Origin of the sequence: Rhizobium leguminosarum, assembly GCF_001679785.1 — a bacterium.
Taxonomy (GTDB): Bacteria; Pseudomonadota; Alphaproteobacteria; order Rhizobiales; family Rhizobiaceae; genus Rhizobium; species Rhizobium leguminosarum_R.
Map to the genome: position 1 here is coordinate 3,221,260 of NZ_CP016286.1, position 17,009 is coordinate 3,238,268.

The window sequence follows — 17,009 nt, forward strand, 5'->3', positions numbered from 1 at the left end:
AAGGCCGGATCTCCCACTTCGGAAATCCGGCCTTGTTCAAGGTAGTGCCGCTGTTCAATGCGGCTGCGGTTCGAGGCCGCCTTCGGGCTCATCGCCCTTGGTGGCAGGCCGTGCGCCGGCCTTCGGAACAGCCGAGCCGCGGCTTGGCGGCGAATCATCGCCGAGATCGCGGGAAGGCTTTTCGCCGCGGATCAGCGCCTTGATCTCTTCGCCGGTCAGTGTCTCGTATTCGAGCAGACCTTCGGCAAGCACGACGAATTCGTCGTGCTTTTCCGTCAGGATCTTGCGGGCCTGCGTATAGGCTTCATCGATCAGGCGGCGCACTTCATTGTCGATCTTCTGCGCGGTTGCTTCCGAAACATTCTTCGACTGCGAAACCGAGTGGCCGAGGAAGACTTCCTGCTGGTTCTCGCCATAGGCGACCTGACCGAGCTGATCGGAAAAGCCCCACTGCGTGACCATGGCGCGGGCAAGCTTCGTGGCCTGCTCGATGTCGGAGGAGGCACCCGAAGTGATGTTCTCCTTGCCGAAGGTGAGCTCTTCGGCAACGCGGCCGCCCATCATGATGCAGAGGCGTGAGACCATCCACTTGTAGCTCATCGAGTAGCGGTCGCCCTCGGGAAGCTGCATGACCATGCCGAGCGCACGGCCGCGCGGAATGATCGTCGCCTTGTGCAGCGGATCGGCGACAGCGACATTGAGCGCGGTCATGGCGTGTCCGGCCTCATGGTAAGCGGTGAGCTTCTTTTCCGCCTCGGTCATCGCCGAGGAACGGCGCTCGGCGCCCATCATGATCTTGTCCTTGGCGTCCTCGAATTCCTGCATGGTCACGACGCGCTTGTTGCGGCGGGCGGCCATGAGGGCGGCTTCGTTGACGAGGTTCATCAGATCGGCGCCGGAAAAACCGGGCGTACCGCGGGCGAGGATCTTGAGATCAACATTCGGCGCCAGCGGAACGTTGCGGGCATGCACCTTGAGAATGCGCTCGCGGCCGACGATGTCGGGGTTCGGCACCACGACCTGACGGTCGAAACGGCCGGGACGCAGCAGCGCCGGGTCAAGAACGTCGGGGCGGTTGGTGGCCGCGATCAGGATCACGCCTTCATTCGCCTCGAAGCCGTCCATTTCGACCAGCAGCTGGTTCAGCGTCTGCTCGCGTTCGTCATTACCGCCGCCGAGACCGGCGCCGCGATGGCGGCCGACGGCATCGATTTCGTCAATGAAGATGATGCAGGGCGCATTCTTCTTCGCCTGCTCGAACATATCGCGCACGCGGCTTGCGCCGACGCCGACGAACATTTCGACGAAGTCGGAGCCCGAAATGGTAAAGAAGGGCACATTGGCTTCGCCGGCAACCGAGCGGGCGAGCAGCGTCTTGCCGGTACCCGGAGGGCCGACGAGCAGCACGCCGCGCGGGATCTTGCCGCCGAGACGCTGGAACTTCTGCGGATCACGCAGGAATTCGACGATTTCTTCGAGATCCTGCTTGGCCTCGTCGACACCGGCAACGTCTTCGAAAGTCACGCGGCCATGCGCTTCGGTGAGCAGCTTGGCCTTGGACTTGCCGAACCCCATCGCCCCGCGTGAACCGCCCTGCATCTGCCGCATGAAGAACAGCCAGACGCCGAGAATCAGAAGCATCGGCAAAAGCGTGCCGAGATAGCTGAGGAAACCCGAGGAGCCGTCCGTTTCAGGACGGGCGGAAACCAGGACATTTTTCGACTGCAGGCGATCGAGCAAACTGTCGTCGATCACAGGCGAATAGGTCTGGAAGGTGGTGCCATTTTCAACATAGCTTCCGGAGAGACGGTTGCCCGTGACCACGACGTCCTTCACGCGGCCCGCATCGACCTCACGCAGAAACTGCGAATAAGGGATTTCGCGGGAGCCCGTTTGCGCCGGCGCCGTCTGAAACATACTGAAAAGGGCGATCAGCAGAAGCGCTATGATCGCCCACAAGGCGAAATTACGTAAGTTAGGGTTCATTGAACTCCCCAGCATGGAACAGCCGCCTCATGGCGACCGTCTTATTCGTTTCTAACATAGGGTTGCGCCGTGCGATTGCCAAGGCGATCCCCTAAGTCAGATGGTTTTTCCGTCAATACTTCTTAAAGGCAGCCTCGCATAGGGCGCCGTCGCGAAAACCGCCGAAAGCCTATTGGCAAAGATGAAGTCAAATCGTGTCAAAAAGCGGTCGAAGGGTGCGAAATAGGGTGTTTGTTCGACCATGCGGGCAGATTCCTCAGATAAAGGGGTCCCTTCGGCCGATAACGCCGGCGCCGAAGCGATAGCGCGCCTCCATGCGCCTTTGGGAAAGTCCCTGCCCAACCCTCCCTCATTCCTGTGCTCGTCACAGGAATCCAGCGCGCCCAACTCCTTGGGCGCGGGAGGCTCTTCACGCATTGTTGAGTCATTCGCCGCGCCGACGCGCGGTGGCTGGATTCCTGTGACATCCCTCGGGTTGGACCCGAGGGCGGGAATGAGGGAGTGTCCGGCCTGGGCTTCCACCCCTATAGTCGTTCCAGACCTATTTACGGCCCCGAACCTTCCATCCCAAACCCCAGCCTCTCCCGGCCGCAGAACCAGGGGCAATATCCCCCGGCTCTCGCGCGCCAGATAAAGCCCGTCGCGCCTGAGATCAAACACCACCCTGCCGGCGGCCATTCGTCCAAGCCCGCTGCCGGTGGCAAATGTGAGAACCCGCTCCATCTGCGCCCTGCCCGGCACAAACGGCTGCCCACCGAAAACGGCTGCCAGACGGGCGAGTACATAGTCGAGGACGAGGCGATCCTGCCGCAACCCATCAGGCATCACCTGCCCGAGCAGGCCGCCGTGAAGCCGGAAATGACGATCCAGCCATTCAGCTCCTCTGGACGACAGGGCCAGCCGCTCCTCCCAGGCCGCGCCAATATCCTTCTCCATGCCTGCATCAGCCGAAAGCTGCCGGCGCATCCGCACGCGCTCGTACTTCGTATCCTCGTTGCTAGGATCGTCGATCCACGGCACGCCCCGCTCTTTCAGGAAAGCGCGGATATCTACCCGGGTGGAAAAAAGAAGCGGCCGTAAAATCCAGAAACGCCGGTCGAAGAGCACCGCATCTGCAATACCGGTCGAAAGCTGCTCCGTTCGCATCCCACGCATGGCAAGCGTTTCGCCCTGGTCGTCGAACGTATGGCCCGTAACGATGAGATCGGCTTCGAAACGTTCGGCGGCAGTGGCAAGCAGGCCATAACGTGCCTCTCGGGCCGCAGCCATGATACCGGTTTTCGGCTTGTCGCCCTGCCAGATCATGATGATGTGGGGAATGCCTAGCGATGCGCAGAGCGCTGCGACTTCACGCGCCTCGTCTGCGGAGCCGGCGCGCAACGCATGATCGACGGTCGCAGCGCAAAGGGAAATCTTGAGATGGGGCGCGGCCTTCACGGCTTCATCGAGCAGAAGAAGCAGGCCGGTGGAATCGCTGCCGCCTGATATCGCGACGAGAATGCGCGCAGGGCTTTGAAGCGACGTGAGAAACTGGAGGATCGCCAGTTGAGGCGATGCGGCTTCCGGAGACATTCCGGAAGACCTCAGCAGGAGAGGCGCTTCTGTTCGCTCGCAACCTTGCTTATGACGGCACGCGAGGCCTTCGGATAACGCTTCGACACTTCGCGCAGCGTTGCACAGGCCGTCTCGGTATTGTCGAGGGCGGCAAGCGACATGCCGAGCTTCAGCAGCATTTCCGGCGCCTTTTCCGATGTGCCGTATTTCTGATGCGCGTTGAGGAAGGTCTTGGCCGACTCATTGTACTTGCCCTGCGAATAGAGCGCTTCGCCGAGCCAGAAATTGGCGTCCGCCGCCCGCGCACTGCTCGGGTAGCGGGCGATATACTGCGTGAATTCCTGTTCGGCCGTACTGTAATCGCCGGATAGCACGTGGCCATAGGCGGCCTTGTACTGATCGGCCTCGCTGCCGAGCGAAGCGGTCTGCTGCGGCGTTTTGCGGCTGGCATCGGGAATCGGCCCGGAACCGATCGTGGCGTTTTCGTCGACGCTTCCACCGATCGGATTGCCGTTCTGATCGAAATCGATCGAGCCGAGTTCCTTCGGTGGTTGGCCGAGGCCGCTATTCTCCGGCACGCTGGTGGAGGGAGCCGTTTCGGCTCCCTGCGGTGCTTGGATCACCTTGGCAATGTCGTCGCCGCCGGAGGCTGCCGGAGCAGCATCGGTCTCGCTCTTCTTGACAGGAGCCTTGGCGCCGCCGCTGGCACCCGTCTTTTCGAGCTGCTGGAAGCGGAATTCATTGTCTTCCTGCTGCTTGCGGATCGTCTCCTGCATCTGCAGAAGCTGAAAGCTCATCTCCTCGATCCGGCCGTTCAGCTGCCGCAGCTGCTCTTCGAGCTGCTGCACGCGGACCTCCGCATCGCCGCTCTGCACCTTGACGACGGGCGGCGCCGCCTGGTTTTCCGCGGATCGGCCGCCGAGATGTAGCCCGAAGAACGAGGCCGAATAGGCTGCCCGTTCGCTTCCGGTCACAGCCGCGAGGCACAGCATGCCTGCCACGACAAATTTCTTCATATGTATCGTCCTGTCCCAGTGATTCTTCGCACCTCGATGGCACGAACAGGAGATTTTTCCAATTGCTTTCAAAAAGCAACGGAGTCTGGCCAAAGTGTGGTCAAAAAGAAAAGGCGGCCCCTGAGCGGGCCGCCTTTCGAAAAAGCGAATTGTTGCTCGGCAATTACATGCCGGCGCCGCCAAGCACGGTAACCGCGCGGCGGTTCTGTGACCAGCAGGAAATATCGTCGCAGACGGCGACCGGACGTTCCTTGCCGTAGGAGATCGTCTTCAGGCGCTGCGCCGGGACGCCGCGCGAAGCGAGATAGTCCTTGGCGGCAGCCGCACGGCGGGCGCCGAGCGCGAGGTTGTATTCGCGCGTGCCGCGTTCGTCGGCATGGCCTTCGACGGTGATCTGGTAGTTCGGGTAACGGCCGAGCCACTGGGCCTGACGGTCGAGCGTCTGCGAGGCATCGGCGCGGATCGACGAGGAATCGGTATCGAAGAAAATGCGGTCGCCGACATTGACTGTGAAGTCCTGGGCCGAGCCCGGCGTTGCAGCGCCGCCAGCACCTGTGCCGAGGCCGAGGTCGCCGGCGCTGTTCGGCGGCTTCTTGGCGCAGCTTGCGAGCGCAAGGCCGGCGATAAGCGCGATCATGACGGGGTTGCGGGCGAAATTCTGCATGCGGCTCATTGCCGGGGTATGAATTCGGCTCATGGCCGGTCTCCTTGCGATTTCATCAGGGTTTCCGGACAGTAACCGCACTCGGTTAACCGCCCCTCAAAGATTATGGTTAACGATTTACTGATTTGTCCCTTGGCCGCTCGGTTCCATGACTTTGGGGCGACAAGAAGGCAGCAGCGCATCGCCTACTCCATTAGCGGCGACCAGGCCGGGTCGGAGCCGTAGGTCGGCGTCTTCACGAGCTGCTCGTTGTAACCGGTCAGATCGATCGAATAGAGCTGCGGACCGCCCGACCCCGCCGCCTGGCGGAAGAACATCAGCACGCGGCCGTTCGGCGCCCAGGTCGGGCCCTCATTGTGGAAGCCGGTCGTCAGGATGCGCTCGCCGGAACCATCCGGCTTCATCACGCCGATCGAGAACTTGCCGCCGGCCTGTTTGGTGAAGGCGATAAGATCGCCGCGCGGCGACCAGACCGGCGTCGAATAGGAGCCGTCGCCGAAGGAAATACGGGTCTGGCCCGAGCCATCCGCGTTCATCACGTAGATCTGCGGCTTTCCGCCCCGGTCGCTTTCGAAGCTGACGCGTGCGCCGTCAGGCGAATAGGAGGGCGACGTGTCGATCGCCGCCGTCGAGGTCAACCGGGTCGTCGTGCGCGAGCGCAGGTCCATCGTATAGATGTTGGAATTGGCATCCTGCTGCAGGCTCATGATCACCTTCTGACCATCAGGCGAGAAGCGCGGCGAGAATGTCATGCCGGGGAAATTGCCGACGACTTCGCGCTGCCCGGTTTCGAGCTGCAGCAGATAGACCCGTGGCTGCTGGTTGGCAAAGGACATGTAGGTGACTTCCTGCCGGCTCGGCGAGAAGCGCGGCGTCAGCACGAGATCGCTGCCATCCGTCAGCATTCGCACGTTGAAGCCGTCCTGATCCATGATCGCCAGCTGGCGCTTGCGCTGCTGCTTGGTGCCGGATTCGGAGACGAAGACGACACGGGTGTCGAAATAACCTTCCTCACCGGTGATCTGCTTGTAGATCGCATCGGCGATGATGTGAGCCACACGGCGCCAGTTCTCCGGCTGCGTATAGAATTGCTGACCGGTCATCTGCTGTCCGGCAAAAGTATCCCACAGGCGGAATTCGGCACGAAGGCGGCCATCCGCTTCCTTGGTAACCCGGCCGGTGACCAACGCCTGGGCATTGATGACCTTCCAGTCCTCGAAGCGCGGCGAAGCGTCGGGATTAGAAATCTTCTCGATGAAGGCGGTTTTGTTGATGGGTGCGAAGAGACCGGACCGCTGCAAGTCGGCGGCGATGACTTGCGAGACCTGCGCGCCCATGTCGCCCTGGAAATCAGTCACCGCGATCGGAAGCGGCTGGATATTACCCTTGTTGATATTGATCTCGACAAGCGCGTTCGCCGGAGTCGTAAAGACTGCGGCCCCGACTAGACCGGCAACGACCATCAGGGCACGGATGAGGGAACACTTGACCATATCAAAACAAGCCTTTCAGCACTTTATAGGTTCAGTTGGCTGGCGTCGAAGTACAAAACGACTTCCTTCCAGGCATCGTATTTATCTTTTGGAAGCATCGCGTAAGGAGCTGCACGGACAATTGCGCGAAGAGCTGCGTCGGTAATGATTTTACGTGTACGTTCGCTGCCACCACTGACCTCCGCGCCGGGAGTTCCGATAATGCGACCGTCCTATCGAGGCGCACACGGAACCTTAAATGAACGCTGGCGGCATCCTTCAGGCCCGCAGGAAGGACAAAACGATTTGTGATGGCATTTCGCATCGCATCGATGACGGGCATACTTAAAATCTTTGCTTTTGAGTCAGTTTTTTCCCGACTCATCGCCTCCGCATGTCCATCAGGCGGCAGTGAGAAAGCAGCCATTAACATCGTCAACGCCCCGATAGACTTCGCGAAATGGGATAAGCTACTCAACATTTAGATTCCCAGATCGCTGGCATCGAAGTTGAGATCCAGCTCGTTCCAGCCATTTTCTCCCTCATATTTGTCTGCAGGCAAATTTTTGAGAGGAGATGATTTCATAACAGCGCGGTAGACACTGCTCTTGAGCGCTTGACGTGTTGAATCCGGCCCGCCTGAAGCAATGACCTCGGGATCGCCAACGACATTACCGGCCGGATCAAGTTGAACACGAACCTTAAGATGAACCTCGTTAGCGCCCGCCAACCCGGAAACAACCGTCCAGTTGCCAGAGATCTGGCCGCGTACGGCATCAATCTCGCTCTGGCTAAGTGCAGCACCACCATTGCTCTTCTTCGCACCAAGCGATGCTTCCTGCGTCGAGCGCTTCGCACCCCCAGCGGAAGGATCGGTCTTATTCAGCAGCGCAGCAACCTCGTCGGCATTGAAGTCGCTCTTCATCGATGAGGCGGATTTCGCAGTTTCCTGCTTCTTGTCCGCCTTCTTCTTGTCCGTCGGTGTGTCGGCGGTCTTCGGCTGATCCGCAGTCTTTTCCGGCGGCTTTTCGACGGGCTGCTGTGGTTCCGGCGGCTTCACCTGCGGCTTGGCGACAGGCGTCGGTACATTGTCCGGCAGCGCCTCGGCATCGGGCTTCGGCGGCTCCTCCGGCTTGGCCTGTTCTTCCGGCGGTTTTTCCTCGGGCTTCGGCGGCGTCACTTCGACAGGCTTCGGCGGCGGAATTGAAGCGACCTCCTTCGGCTGCTCGACTTCCGTTTCCTCCTTGACGATCTCGTTGACGTCATTCGGCTTAGGATCGATCTTCGGCATCGGCTTATCGGTCGAATTCGCCGCGGCAGCCTCAGTATTACTGGGTTTGGCGTTCGGGACGGGCGGCGTTTTCATGTCGACATTGTTGTCGCCGGCATTCTCCGCCGGCTGCGGGATCGGCGGCCGCGTCGTCGGCACGGGCGCGGAAGTCTCCTTCTTCGGAGCCTTCTTGTCGCCTTGCTGCATCTGTGTGATGGATTCCACCGGCACGAGATCGACCGGCATCGCCTCGAAATCCTCTACCTTGAAGGATTCCGGAGCGCCGAGCGATACCATCGCCCAGGTGAGCACCAGGCCGTGCAAAACAGCAGATGTGATGACACTGGCCTTCATTTTGCGCGCTATTGGTCCTTCTTCTGCTGCGTCACGAGGCCGATATTCTTGAAGCCTGCGCCCTGAATTCGGGCCATGACATCGGCGATGACGCCATAAGGCGCGGTCGCGTCGCCGCGCACGAAGATACGTTCGTTATAGCCGGTGGTGGCGATCGCCTCGAGCTTGGCGGCGATCTCCGCGGCTGGGATCGGCGTTTCCTGCAGGAACACCTCGCCGTCATTCTTGACGGAAATGGTGATCGGCTGCGTCTCGGAATTCAGCGCCTTGGCCTGCGTTTCCGGCAGGTCGATCGGCACGCCGACAGTCATCATCGGTGCCGCGACCATGAAGATGATCAAAAGCACCAGCATGACGTCGACGAGCGGCGTCACGTTGATTTCAGAAATCACGGCCCTGTTCCGACCGCCGCGACGACGGCGTCCGCCGCCCCCGCCGCCATTGCCTCCAACAGCCATACCCATGTCAGAATACTCCGTTGGTTACTGAGCGGCAGCGCGCGGCTGCAGTTTCTCGTCGATCTGGCGCGAAAGTATGGCGGAGAATTCATCCGCGAAACCTTCCATGCGGCCCGAGAGCTTGCCGGCATCGGCAGAGAACTTGTTGTAGGCGATAACTGCCGGGATAGCCGCGACGAGACCGATCGCGGTGGCAAGCAGCGCTTCGGCGATACCGGGCGCAACCACCGCAAGGTTGGTCGACTTCGAGCCGGCAATCGCCTGGAACGAGGTCATGATGCCGACGACCGTACCGAAGAGACCGATGAACGGACCGGCCGAGCCGATGGTCGCGAGCGATCCAAGGCGGGCGCCGAGAAATTCGGTCTCACGGGCGAGCGTCACGTCCATCGCGCGGTCGATACGCATCTGCAGGCCGATCGGCGAGCGGGCGCCGCGTTCGAAGGATTTCTTCCATTCGCGCATGGCGGCCACGAAGATTGCCGCGAGCCCTGTATTGTTGCGCTCCGACAGCGAGCGGTAGAGTTCTTCCAGCGACTGGCCCGACCAGAACACCTGTTCGAACTTGTCGAACTGGCGCCGTGCGCGGCCATAGGCCAGGTATTTGTCGATGACGATCGCCCACGTCCACACCGAGGCCGCGATGAGCCCGAGCATGACGAGCTTGACGACGATGCCGGCCTGCATGAAAAGCGACCAGAGGCTGACGTCCGTCGTTGCTGCTGCCAATCCTACTTGTTCCATTGGTCCAAAATCCCCGAATCCAAACGCCCGGTGCTGGACCGGGCGGCACAAACTGATCTCGCAAGAAGTGTCCGGCGGCCGCCGCCCAAAGCCCTGGTCAAACTTCCAAGCTCATCTTCCGCCTTCTTGCCGTCAAATTTGGTCAAAGGAAGGCGTGCACCGCACAAACTCCGACTTTCCCAGTAAGACACTATTATGGTTAATAGATCGTTAGTGCCGGACTGCGACAGTAAGCCTGTGTTTGGAAGATTTCGTTCCATGGATTACTTGACCGGAGCAAGGTCCGGCTGCCGAAAGAGCGCTCATCCTGCGGCGCGGGAATTCCTTCACATAAAACTCAAGTTCTGACAAGACCTGAATTTCAAGCGAATCTGACTACAACGGCGTGCTGCCCTCCAGGAATTTCACCGCCAGTGTTTCCGGCAGCCGCCTCGGCCGCCCCCGGGCGTTGATGACGGCGATGATCACCTTGGCGGCGATCAGCAGCGTCTCACCCGAGCGAATCTGCTGATTGAGCACCATCTTGGCGCCGCCGGCTTTTTCCGTATGCGTCAGGATCGTCAGCACATCGTCCATGCGCGCCGGGCTCTTGAAGTCGATCTCCATGCGATGGACGACGAAAACCAGCCCCTCCTCGTCGGCGCTGACGAGTTCACGCTGCTCGACGCCGAGGCAGCGCAGATAATCGGTGCGGCCGCGCTCCAGAAAATGCAGGTAGCGGGCGTGATAGACCAGACCGGAAAAGTCCGTATCTTCATAATAGACCCGCTGAACGAGGCGGTGTCCGGTCTCCGTCAGCTCTCCCGAAATGGAAAAAGGGCGTTCCGTCATAATTTTCTCCAAACTGAGGTGCCCTGTTTGGCGCAACGCTTCCCGACAGGCAAGCATTGAATGATTGTCACAATTCCTAACTATTCCCGACAACGAGCGACCAATCAGGAGACGATGCGATGAAGATTGCGGTTATGGGCGGAGACGGTTTCATTGGTTGGCCAACGTCGCTGCATCTCTCCGATGCCGGGCACGACATCCATATCCTCGACAATCTCTCGCGCCGCTGGATCGACACCGAACTCGGCGTTCAGTCGCTGACCCCGATGGATTCGATCCAGGAGCGCACCCGCATCTGGCATGCCGAAACCGGGCGCCGCATCCACTTCAATCTGATCGATCTCGCCAAGGATTACGAACTCCTGAAGAACTGGCTTTCCGAACATCGCCCGGATGCCGTCATCCATTTCGCCGAGCAGCGGGCCGCGCCCTATTCGATGAAGAGCGACCGCCACAAGAATTACACGGTCAACAACAATGTCAGCGCCACGCACAACCTGCTGAACGCGCTGACGGAGCTCAATCTCGATACCCATCTCATCCATCTCGGCACCATGGGCGTCTACGGCTATTCGACGGTCGGGGCGGCGATCCCCGAGGGTTACCTGCCGGTCGGCATCGAGACTGCTGGCGGCGAGACGGTCAGCCAGGAGATCCTCTATCCCTCCAATCCCGGCTCGATCTACCATATGACTAAGTGCCTGGATCAGCTTCTCTTTCAGTTCTACGCGCGGAATGACGGCCTGAGGATCACCGACCTGCACCAGGGCATCGTCTGGGGCACGCATACCGAGCAGACGCGCCGCCACGCGCAGCTGATCAATCGTTTCGACTATGACGGCGATTATGGCACGGTGCTGAACCGCTTTCTCATCCAGGCGGCGATCGGCTATCCGCTGACGGTGCACGGCACCGGCGGCCAGACCCGCGCCTTCATCCACATCCAGGATTCGGTGCGCTGCATCGAGCTGGCGCTGAAAAATCCGCCGGCCCGCGGCGCCCGCGTCGAGATCTTCAACCAGATGACCGAAACCCACCGGGTGCGCGACCTCGCCGAGATGATCGCCAGGATGAGCGGCGCCAAGATTGCCTGGCTGCCCAACCCGCGTAAGGAAGCCGCCGAGAACGAGCTGGTTGTCCGGAACGAAAAATTCCGCGATCTCGGCCTCGAACCGATCACGCTGGAAGCGGGCCTGCTCGGCGAGATCGTCGATGTCGCGAAGAAATTCGCCTATCGCGTCGACCGCTCGCGCGTTCCGGCCGTCTCCGCCTGGACCAAGGACATCGCCGCGACGATCAATCACGATCCGGAAGGCAAGCGGCTGAAGTCGGTTTCATGAGTGCCGAGAGATGACGAAGGCTAGGAAGGCCGCGGCTTGCTCCCCCTTCTCCCCAGCGGGGAGAAGGTGGCCCGTAGGGTCGGATGAGGGGGCCACACGGCACGCCCTTCATTGCCCTTCGCTCGCGCTCAGCGCAGTCGCTCCTGTCGTCGCTCACCCCCTCAACCGCCTGCCGGCACCTTCTCCCCGCTGGGGAGAAGAGACGTGTGGCAACGCCTTGCCGTCTCTCCTTCGCCGGAACAAGATGTATCGGGGCAGCCGAACCCGATGAACCGTTCGTCCGTCTTCGCCTACATCACACTCGTCACCAATGCCGATTACGCCATGGGCGCGACTGCGCTCGCCCATTCCCTGCGCCGAACCGGCACCACCGCCGACATCGTCATTCTCCACACCGGCGGTGTCGACAAAGCCATTCTCGCACCCATCGAAGCGCTCGACTGCCGCCTGATCGAAGTCGAGCACCTGCCGCTCTCTGCGGCCTTCAACGAACGCCACGCCCGCGGTCAGCTTCATTCGACAGCTCCTTTCACCAAGGGCCGCAAACCGGATTTCCATTCGCCGCTCGACAATTTCTGCAAGCTCAGGCTCTGGCAGTTCGTCGAATACCAGCGCTGCGTCTTCATCGACGCCGACGCCCTCGTGCTGAAGAACGTCGACAGGCTCTTCCTCTATCCGGAATTTTCCGCCGCCCCCAATGTCTACGAAAGCCTCGCCGACTTCCACCGCATGAATTCCGGAGTCTTCGTCGCCACGCCCTCGCATGACACGTTCCGGCACATGCTCGAAAGTCTCGACAGGCCGAACGCCTTCTGGCGACGTACCGATCAGACCTTTCTCGAGACGTTCTTCCCGGATTGGCACGGCTTGCCGGTTTATTTCAACATGCTGCAATATGTATGGTTCACCATGCCGGAGCTTTGGGACTGGAAGAGCATTTCGATCCTGCATTACCAGTATGAAAAACCGTGGGAAAAGGATCATCCCAAGGCAGCGCGACTACAACCTTTGATCGATCTGTGGCACCGTTTCCACGATGGCGGCGATGTGCCTGAGATCACGGCGCTGGACAATCCGGAAGGGGCAGCATGAAGGTACTGGTATCGGGTGGAACGGGTCTCGTCGGCCGGTATGTCGTCGAGGAACTGCTGGCCGCTGGATATCAGGTGATCGTCGGCGGGCGCCGCGCGCCGCTGCCCCGCCTCTTCTCCCGCCCGGTCGAGTTCGCAGCGCTTTCGCTCGATCCCGACAAGGATCAGATCGACGTCTTCGACGACGCCTATTTCTTCGTCCACGCCGCCTTCAGCCATGTTCCGGGTAAATATCGCGGCGGCGAGGGCGACGACCCGAAGACCTTCCACAGGTTGAACCTCGACGGCACCGTCCGGCTTTTCGAAGCCGCCAAACGCGCCGGCACGCGCCGCTGCGTCTTCCTGTCCAGCCGCGCCGCCTACGGCGAACATCCCGAGGCAACCGAACTGACGGAGACGATGCTGGCCAAGCCCGAAACACTCTACGGCCAGATCAAGCTCGATGCCGAACGCGCGCTTGCCCACCTCTCCACGCCGGGTTTTGCCGGCGTAAGCCTGAGGCCGACCGGCGTCTATGGCGATCTCTCGCCGAACAAATGGGACGGCCTCATCGCCGATTACCTCGCCGGCCGGCCGGTTACTGCCCGCCTGGGAACGGAAGTTCACGGCCGCGACCTCGGTCGTGCGGTGAGACTGATGCTGGAGACGGAAAGCACCCGCATCTCCGGCGAGGTCTTCAACGTCTCGGACATGTCAGTCGACACGCGCGATATCCTTTCACCCATCCGCCGCGAGACGGGCTGTCGACACGCGCTGCCGGCCCCTGCCGATAGCGCCGCGCTCAATCCCATGAGCACTGCGAAAATCCGCGCGCTCGGCTGGGCGCCCGGCGGAACCCCTCTATTCGACGAGACGATGCAGCGGCTGGCCGTTGCGCTGCCTAAATCCCCAAGACACAGGTCCACGCAAGTCTGACGTTGCAGAATGTGCCCGAATCGCAATCGGGGCCTGAATTAAAAATCGGGGAATTGTTCATGCAGGTCGCAACCACGTCTGCCTCCATCATCTTGCGCGGCGCGTCTTCGACGGCAGCCCTATCCGCCCCCGGAAGCGAGACCGATCAGGGCGTGCTGAAGCTGCAGCGCGCCACGCAGGCGCTGCAGCAGATGCGCCAGACCTTGGCGAACTCGGGAGACGAGGCCAAGGCGAAGGCGCAACGCAAGCTCGAAGAGGCAAAACAGGAGTTGGAGATGCTGCGCAGCTCCAACATGGCACCTGAGGTGGTCGCCCGGCTGGCCGCCGAACTGGCGCGCAAGGTCGGCACCGCCGCCTCCGAATTCGCATCATCAGTCGCGACCGGCAGCCCGGCAACGGCTGTTCCGGTGGATGCAACCACGGCTGCAACAGCAGTCGCGACCAGCGGGGCCGATGCTGCGCTGACGGATACCGCGGGGGAAACTGCGGCCGGCGAGACCGGTTCGCAGGAACCGGACGCCGCCGCCAACGCCCGCAAGGCCTATGCGAGCGTCGCCGAGGATGCCCCGAAATTTTCAGGCATTTCGGCCGATGATCGCGAAACGATGGAAGAGTTCAAGGCGGTTGTGCGCGAACTCAAGCAAGTGCTCGAAAAAGCGATGCGCGATTTGCGGCAGCAGGACCGGCAGGCTGGGGCCAATCTGGCAGGCTTCTCCATCGCCACGGCGACAATACCGACAAGCATCGTCGTCTGACGACCGCTACCGCAAGCGGGCGAGACGTGAAACGAACGTGATGCTGTCGCATCCTGCATTTGCATCGGACATCCAGCCGTCTATGCTCGGTCAAATCTCTCAGAACCGGCAGATCCAATGACCGCGAAAGAATTGAAAGCGCAGCTGCGCGACGAACGGCTGTCCGCACGCGACGCCATCCCCGCCGAGAAACGCGCCTCCAAAAGCCTCGCAATGGCCGACCATGCCGGCGAGGCCGTCGGTTTTGCGCTGGATACGATCGTCTCCGGCTTCCTGCCGATCCGTTCGGAAGCCGATATCAGGCCGCTGATGGCGCGCTTTGCCGTGCGCGGTGCGCGGCTCTGCGTGCCGGCGATCCTCGATCGGCAGACCATCGTCTTTCGCGAGCTGGCGGAAGGTGCGCCCCTCATCGATACCGGTTTCGGCACGGTCGGCCCCGGCTCGGATGCCGCCATTCTTGATCCCGAGATCATGCTGGTGCCGCTTTCGGCCTTCGATGCCCGCGGCCACCGCATCGGCTACGGCGCCGGCCACTACGACCGCGCCATCAGCCGGCTAAGGCAAAAAGGCCTGCATCCAAAGCTGATCGGCATTGCATTCGACTGCCAGGAAGTGGCACATGTGCCCGACGAGCCGCACGACATAAGCCTGGATGCCATCCTGACAGAAAGCGGCCTTCGCTTTTTTGCCTCTTGGATTGGATAGGGAATGCGGCTGCTTTTTCTGGGTGACATGGTCGGCAAGACGGGACGCACGGCGGTATGGGACCGCCTCCCCGGCCTGGTTTCCGACCTCAAGCTCGATTTCGTCATCGTCAACGGCGAGAACGCCGCCGGCGGCTTCGGCATCACCGAGGATATCTTTCTGGAAACGATCAATGCCGGCGCCGATGTGGTGACGACGGGCAATCACGTCTGGGACCAGAAGGAAGCCGTCGCTTTTGCCGGCCGCCACGATCAATTCCTGCGTCCCGCCAACTATCCCCAAGGCACGCCCGGCCGCGGCTCCGGCCTTTTCTATGCCAGGAACGGCGCGCGTGTGCTCGTTGCCAACGTCATGGGCCGGGTCTTCATGCATCCGGAACTCGACGACCCCTTCAAATCGGCGGAGGTCATCCTCGACGCGTGCCCGCTGAAGGAGCAGGCCGACGCGATCATCTTCGATTTCCATGCCGAGGCGACCAGCGAGAAGCAGTGCTTCGGCCATTTCGTCGACGGCCGCGCCAGCTTCGTCGTCGGCACCCACACGCATGTACCGACCGCCGACGCACAGATCCTGAACGGCGGCACCGCCTATATGTCGGATGCCGGCATGTGCGGCGACTACGACTCCTCCCTCGGCATGGACAAGGAGGAGCCGCTCAACCGCTTCATCTCCAAGATGCCGAAGGGCCGCATGGAAGCCGCCAACGGCCCCGCGACGATCTGCGGCGTCGGCGTGGAGATTTCGGATACGACGGGACTTGCCGAAAAGATCGCGCCGCTCCGGCTCGGGCCGCGGCTGGCCGAAACTCTGCCGGAGTTCTGGCGGTAACAGGCGACGCGCGGCCGTCCAACACGCAATTGTGAGCATCCTCGGTCTGGACCCCTGCGGCCTCATGCCGCATCCTCCCCGCCATTCGCGCATAACCCCGAAAATCGGGATCGATTTTCGGAAAGGATTATGCGCCGATTGAAGGGTGATAGAGCGCCGGAGGGGTGGCATGAAGCCGCGATATCTTGTCCTCGCTATCGCATGCCTTGCGGACTTCGCCGCGCCGAATCTTGCCGGGGCACAAGAGCAGCGGCCGCCGGTCAGCCAGTGCCAGGCAATCGCGCAAACCATCCCCAAAGTGACCTTCGCAAGCTTTTCCGGCGCCCCGCCGCTGGTGCCTGCCGTCTCCGAGGGCGAGGACGTCAAACTCACCTTCCTCGGCCACTCCACCTTCGCGATCGAGACCCCGGGCGGCATCGTCATCGCGACAGACTATAATGGCTGGTACAGGCCGGCGACGATGCCCGACGTCGTGACCATGAACAAGGCCCACTCGACCCACTTCACCTTGGCGCCCGATCCGGGCATCAAGCACGTACTGCACGGGTGGAGCGATGTTCCGGACGAGAAGGCCAATGTGAATCTGGTCGTCGGCGATGCCTATATCCGCAACGTCACGACGGATATCCGCTTCAGCTATGGCCTCGGCGGCTCGCACGAGAACGGCAATTCCATCTTCATCTTCGAGATCGCCGGTCTGTGCATCGGCCATCTCGGCCACCTGCATTACGAACTGACGGATACCCATTATACCGAGATCGGCCGCCTCGACGTCGTCATGGTCCCCGTCGATGGCGGCCTGACCATGGGCGCCGACAGCATGAGCCGCGTCATCAAACGGCTACGCTCGTCGCTGATCCTGCCGATGCACCGGCGCGGCCCGCCGGTTGAAGCCTTCGTCTCGATGTTCGGCAAGGACTTCGACGTCGCCAATGCGCCCGATGACAGTATCACCGTCTCGATGCGGACGCTGCCGAAAAAGCCGCTGATCTATGTCTTCAAGGGCGTGCAGTAATAGAAAGGCCC

General features: G+C 61.3%; 16 protein-coding genes. 7 read left to right on the forward strand and 9 right to left on the reverse strand.

The genetic code is table 11. The annotated features are described in order from the left end of the window. Positions 1-54: 54 nt before the first annotated feature. The 9 genes from ftsH to ybgC all read right to left on the reverse strand — a co-directional run bounded on the left by ftsH (position 55) and on the right by ybgC (position 10,349). Positions 55-1,986: an ATP-dependent zinc metalloprotease FtsH gene (ftsH, locus tag BA011_RS15885; protein ID WP_011653398.1), complete on the reverse strand. Its 1,932-nt coding sequence runs from the start codon at positions 1,984-1,986 to the stop codon at positions 55-57. A 96-nt stretch (positions 1,987-2,082) separates the two neighbouring features. Next, positions 2,083-3,558, reverse strand: coding sequence for a tRNA lysidine(34) synthetase TilS (gene tilS / locus BA011_RS15890; protein WP_065281166.1), 1,476 nt, complete (start codon positions 3,556-3,558; stop codon positions 2,083-2,085). A gap of 11 nt (positions 3,559-3,569) precedes the next feature. Beyond that, positions 3,570-4,556 carry a tol-pal system protein YbgF gene (gene ybgF, locus BA011_RS15895; protein WP_065281167.1) on the reverse strand — a complete coding sequence of 329 codons (987 nt, stop codon included), beginning with the start codon at positions 4,554-4,556 and terminating at the stop codon, positions 3,570-3,572. A gap of 163 nt (positions 4,557-4,719) precedes the next feature. Continuing rightward, positions 4,720-5,253, reverse strand: coding sequence for a peptidoglycan-associated lipoprotein Pal (pal, locus tag BA011_RS15900; RefSeq protein ID WP_027683223.1), 534 nt, complete (start codon positions 5,251-5,253; stop codon positions 4,720-4,722). A gap of 152 nt (positions 5,254-5,405) precedes the next feature. Then, complete coding sequence (tolB, locus tag BA011_RS15905; protein WP_065281168.1) at positions 5,406-6,713, reverse strand: Tol-Pal system beta propeller repeat protein TolB; 1,308 nt, start codon at positions 6,711-6,713, stop codon at positions 5,406-5,408. A gap of 460 nt (positions 6,714-7,173) precedes the next feature. Further along, positions 7,174-8,316 carry a hypothetical protein gene (locus BA011_RS15915; protein WP_065281169.1) on the reverse strand — a complete coding sequence of 381 codons (1,143 nt, stop codon included), beginning with the start codon at positions 8,314-8,316 and terminating at the stop codon, positions 7,174-7,176. Between the two features lie 8 nt (positions 8,317-8,324). Further along, on the reverse strand, positions 8,325-8,780 hold the full coding sequence (gene tolR / locus BA011_RS15920; protein WP_003542730.1) for a protein TolR: 456 nt from the start codon (positions 8,778-8,780) through the stop codon (positions 8,325-8,327). 18 nt (positions 8,781-8,798) lie between these two features. Further along, on the reverse strand, positions 8,799-9,518 hold the full coding sequence (tolQ, locus tag BA011_RS15925) for a protein TolQ (RefSeq protein ID WP_003542733.1): 720 nt from the start codon (positions 9,516-9,518) through the stop codon (positions 8,799-8,801). Positions 9,519-9,893: 375 nt separating this feature from the next. After that, complete coding sequence (gene ybgC / locus BA011_RS15930) at positions 9,894-10,349, reverse strand: tol-pal system-associated acyl-CoA thioesterase (RefSeq protein ID WP_003552508.1); 456 nt, start codon at positions 10,347-10,349, stop codon at positions 9,894-9,896. A gap of 119 nt (positions 10,350-10,468) precedes the next feature. Between ybgC and BA011_RS15935 the strand changes: the two genes are divergently transcribed. From BA011_RS15935 to BA011_RS15965, 7 genes are all read left to right on the forward strand, one after another. Further along, on the forward strand, positions 10,469-11,689 hold the full coding sequence (locus BA011_RS15935) for an NAD-dependent epimerase/dehydratase family protein (RefSeq protein WP_065281170.1): 1,221 nt from the start codon (positions 10,469-10,471) through the stop codon (positions 11,687-11,689). 267 nt (positions 11,690-11,956) lie between these two features. Continuing rightward, the gene (locus BA011_RS15940) at positions 11,957-12,781 is read left to right on the forward strand and encodes a glycosyltransferase (protein WP_065281171.1); all 825 of its coding nucleotides are present in this window, start codon (positions 11,957-11,959) and stop codon (positions 12,779-12,781) included. Beyond that, entirely contained in the window at positions 12,778-13,695 is a 918-nt protein-coding gene (locus tag BA011_RS15945) for an NAD-dependent epimerase/dehydratase family protein (RefSeq protein ID WP_065281172.1), read from the forward strand. The genes BA011_RS15940 and BA011_RS15945 overlap by 4 nt, the downstream gene beginning before the upstream one ends. A 59-nt stretch (positions 13,696-13,754) precedes the next feature. Then, on the forward strand, positions 13,755-14,450 hold the full coding sequence (locus BA011_RS15950; protein ID WP_065281173.1) for a hypothetical protein: 696 nt from the start codon (positions 13,755-13,757) through the stop codon (positions 14,448-14,450). 117 nt (positions 14,451-14,567) lie between these two features. After that, complete coding sequence (locus BA011_RS15955; protein ID WP_065281174.1) at positions 14,568-15,155, forward strand: 5-formyltetrahydrofolate cyclo-ligase; 588 nt, start codon at positions 14,568-14,570, stop codon at positions 15,153-15,155. Between the two features lie 3 nt (positions 15,156-15,158). Beyond that, entirely contained in the window at positions 15,159-15,983 is an 825-nt protein-coding gene (locus BA011_RS15960) for a TIGR00282 family metallophosphoesterase (protein ID WP_017961990.1), read from the forward strand. A gap of 169 nt (positions 15,984-16,152) precedes the next feature. Then, positions 16,153-16,998, forward strand: a complete 846-nt coding sequence (locus BA011_RS15965) for an MBL fold metallo-hydrolase (RefSeq protein WP_065281175.1) — start codon at positions 16,153-16,155, stop codon at positions 16,996-16,998. Positions 16,999-17,009: the final 11 nt, after the last annotated feature.

Excerpts from the sequence above, each read along its gene's own strand:
- BA011_RS15965 (WP_065281175.1), top strand. The coding sequence starts at position 16,153 with ATGAAGCCGCGATATCTTGTCCTCGCTATCGCATGCCTTGCGGACTTC.
- ybgC (WP_003552508.1), bottom strand. The coding sequence starts at position 10,349 with ATGACGGAACGCCCTTTTTCCATTTCGGGAGAGCTGACGGAGACCGGA.
- tilS (WP_065281166.1), bottom strand. The coding sequence starts at position 3,558 with ATGTCTCCGGAAGCCGCATCGCCTCAACTGGCGATCCTCCAGTTTCTC.
- tolR (WP_003542730.1), bottom strand. The coding sequence starts at position 8,780 with ATGGGTATGGCTGTTGGAGGCAATGGCGGCGGGGGCGGCGGACGCCGT.
- ybgF (WP_065281167.1), bottom strand. The coding sequence starts at position 4,556 with ATGAAGAAATTTGTCGTGGCAGGCATGCTGTGCCTCGCGGCTGTGACC.
- BA011_RS15945 (WP_065281172.1), top strand. The coding sequence starts at position 12,778 with ATGAAGGTACTGGTATCGGGTGGAACGGGTCTCGTCGGCCGGTATGTC.
- ftsH (WP_011653398.1), bottom strand. The coding sequence starts at position 1,986 with ATGAACCCTAACTTACGTAATTTCGCCTTGTGGGCGATCATAGCGCTT.
- BA011_RS15960 (WP_017961990.1), top strand. The coding sequence starts at position 15,159 with ATGCGGCTGCTTTTTCTGGGTGACATGGTCGGCAAGACGGGACGCACG.
- tolB (WP_065281168.1), bottom strand. The coding sequence starts at position 6,713 with ATGGTCAAGTGTTCCCTCATCCGTGCCCTGATGGTCGTTGCCGGTCTA.
- BA011_RS15955 (WP_065281174.1), top strand. The coding sequence starts at position 14,568 with ATGACCGCGAAAGAATTGAAAGCGCAGCTGCGCGACGAACGGCTGTCC.
- BA011_RS15940 (WP_065281171.1), top strand. The coding sequence starts at position 11,957 with ATGAACCGTTCGTCCGTCTTCGCCTACATCACACTCGTCACCAATGCC.
- BA011_RS15950 (WP_065281173.1), top strand. The coding sequence starts at position 13,755 with ATGCAGGTCGCAACCACGTCTGCCTCCATCATCTTGCGCGGCGCGTCT.
- BA011_RS15935 (WP_065281170.1), top strand. The coding sequence starts at position 10,469 with ATGAAGATTGCGGTTATGGGCGGAGACGGTTTCATTGGTTGGCCAACG.
- BA011_RS15915 (WP_065281169.1), bottom strand. The coding sequence starts at position 8,316 with ATGAAGGCCAGTGTCATCACATCTGCTGTTTTGCACGGCCTGGTGCTC.
- tolQ (WP_003542733.1), bottom strand. The coding sequence starts at position 9,518 with ATGGAACAAGTAGGATTGGCAGCAGCAACGACGGACGTCAGCCTCTGG.
- pal (WP_027683223.1), bottom strand. The coding sequence starts at position 5,253 with ATGAGCCGAATTCATACCCCGGCAATGAGCCGCATGCAGAATTTCGCC.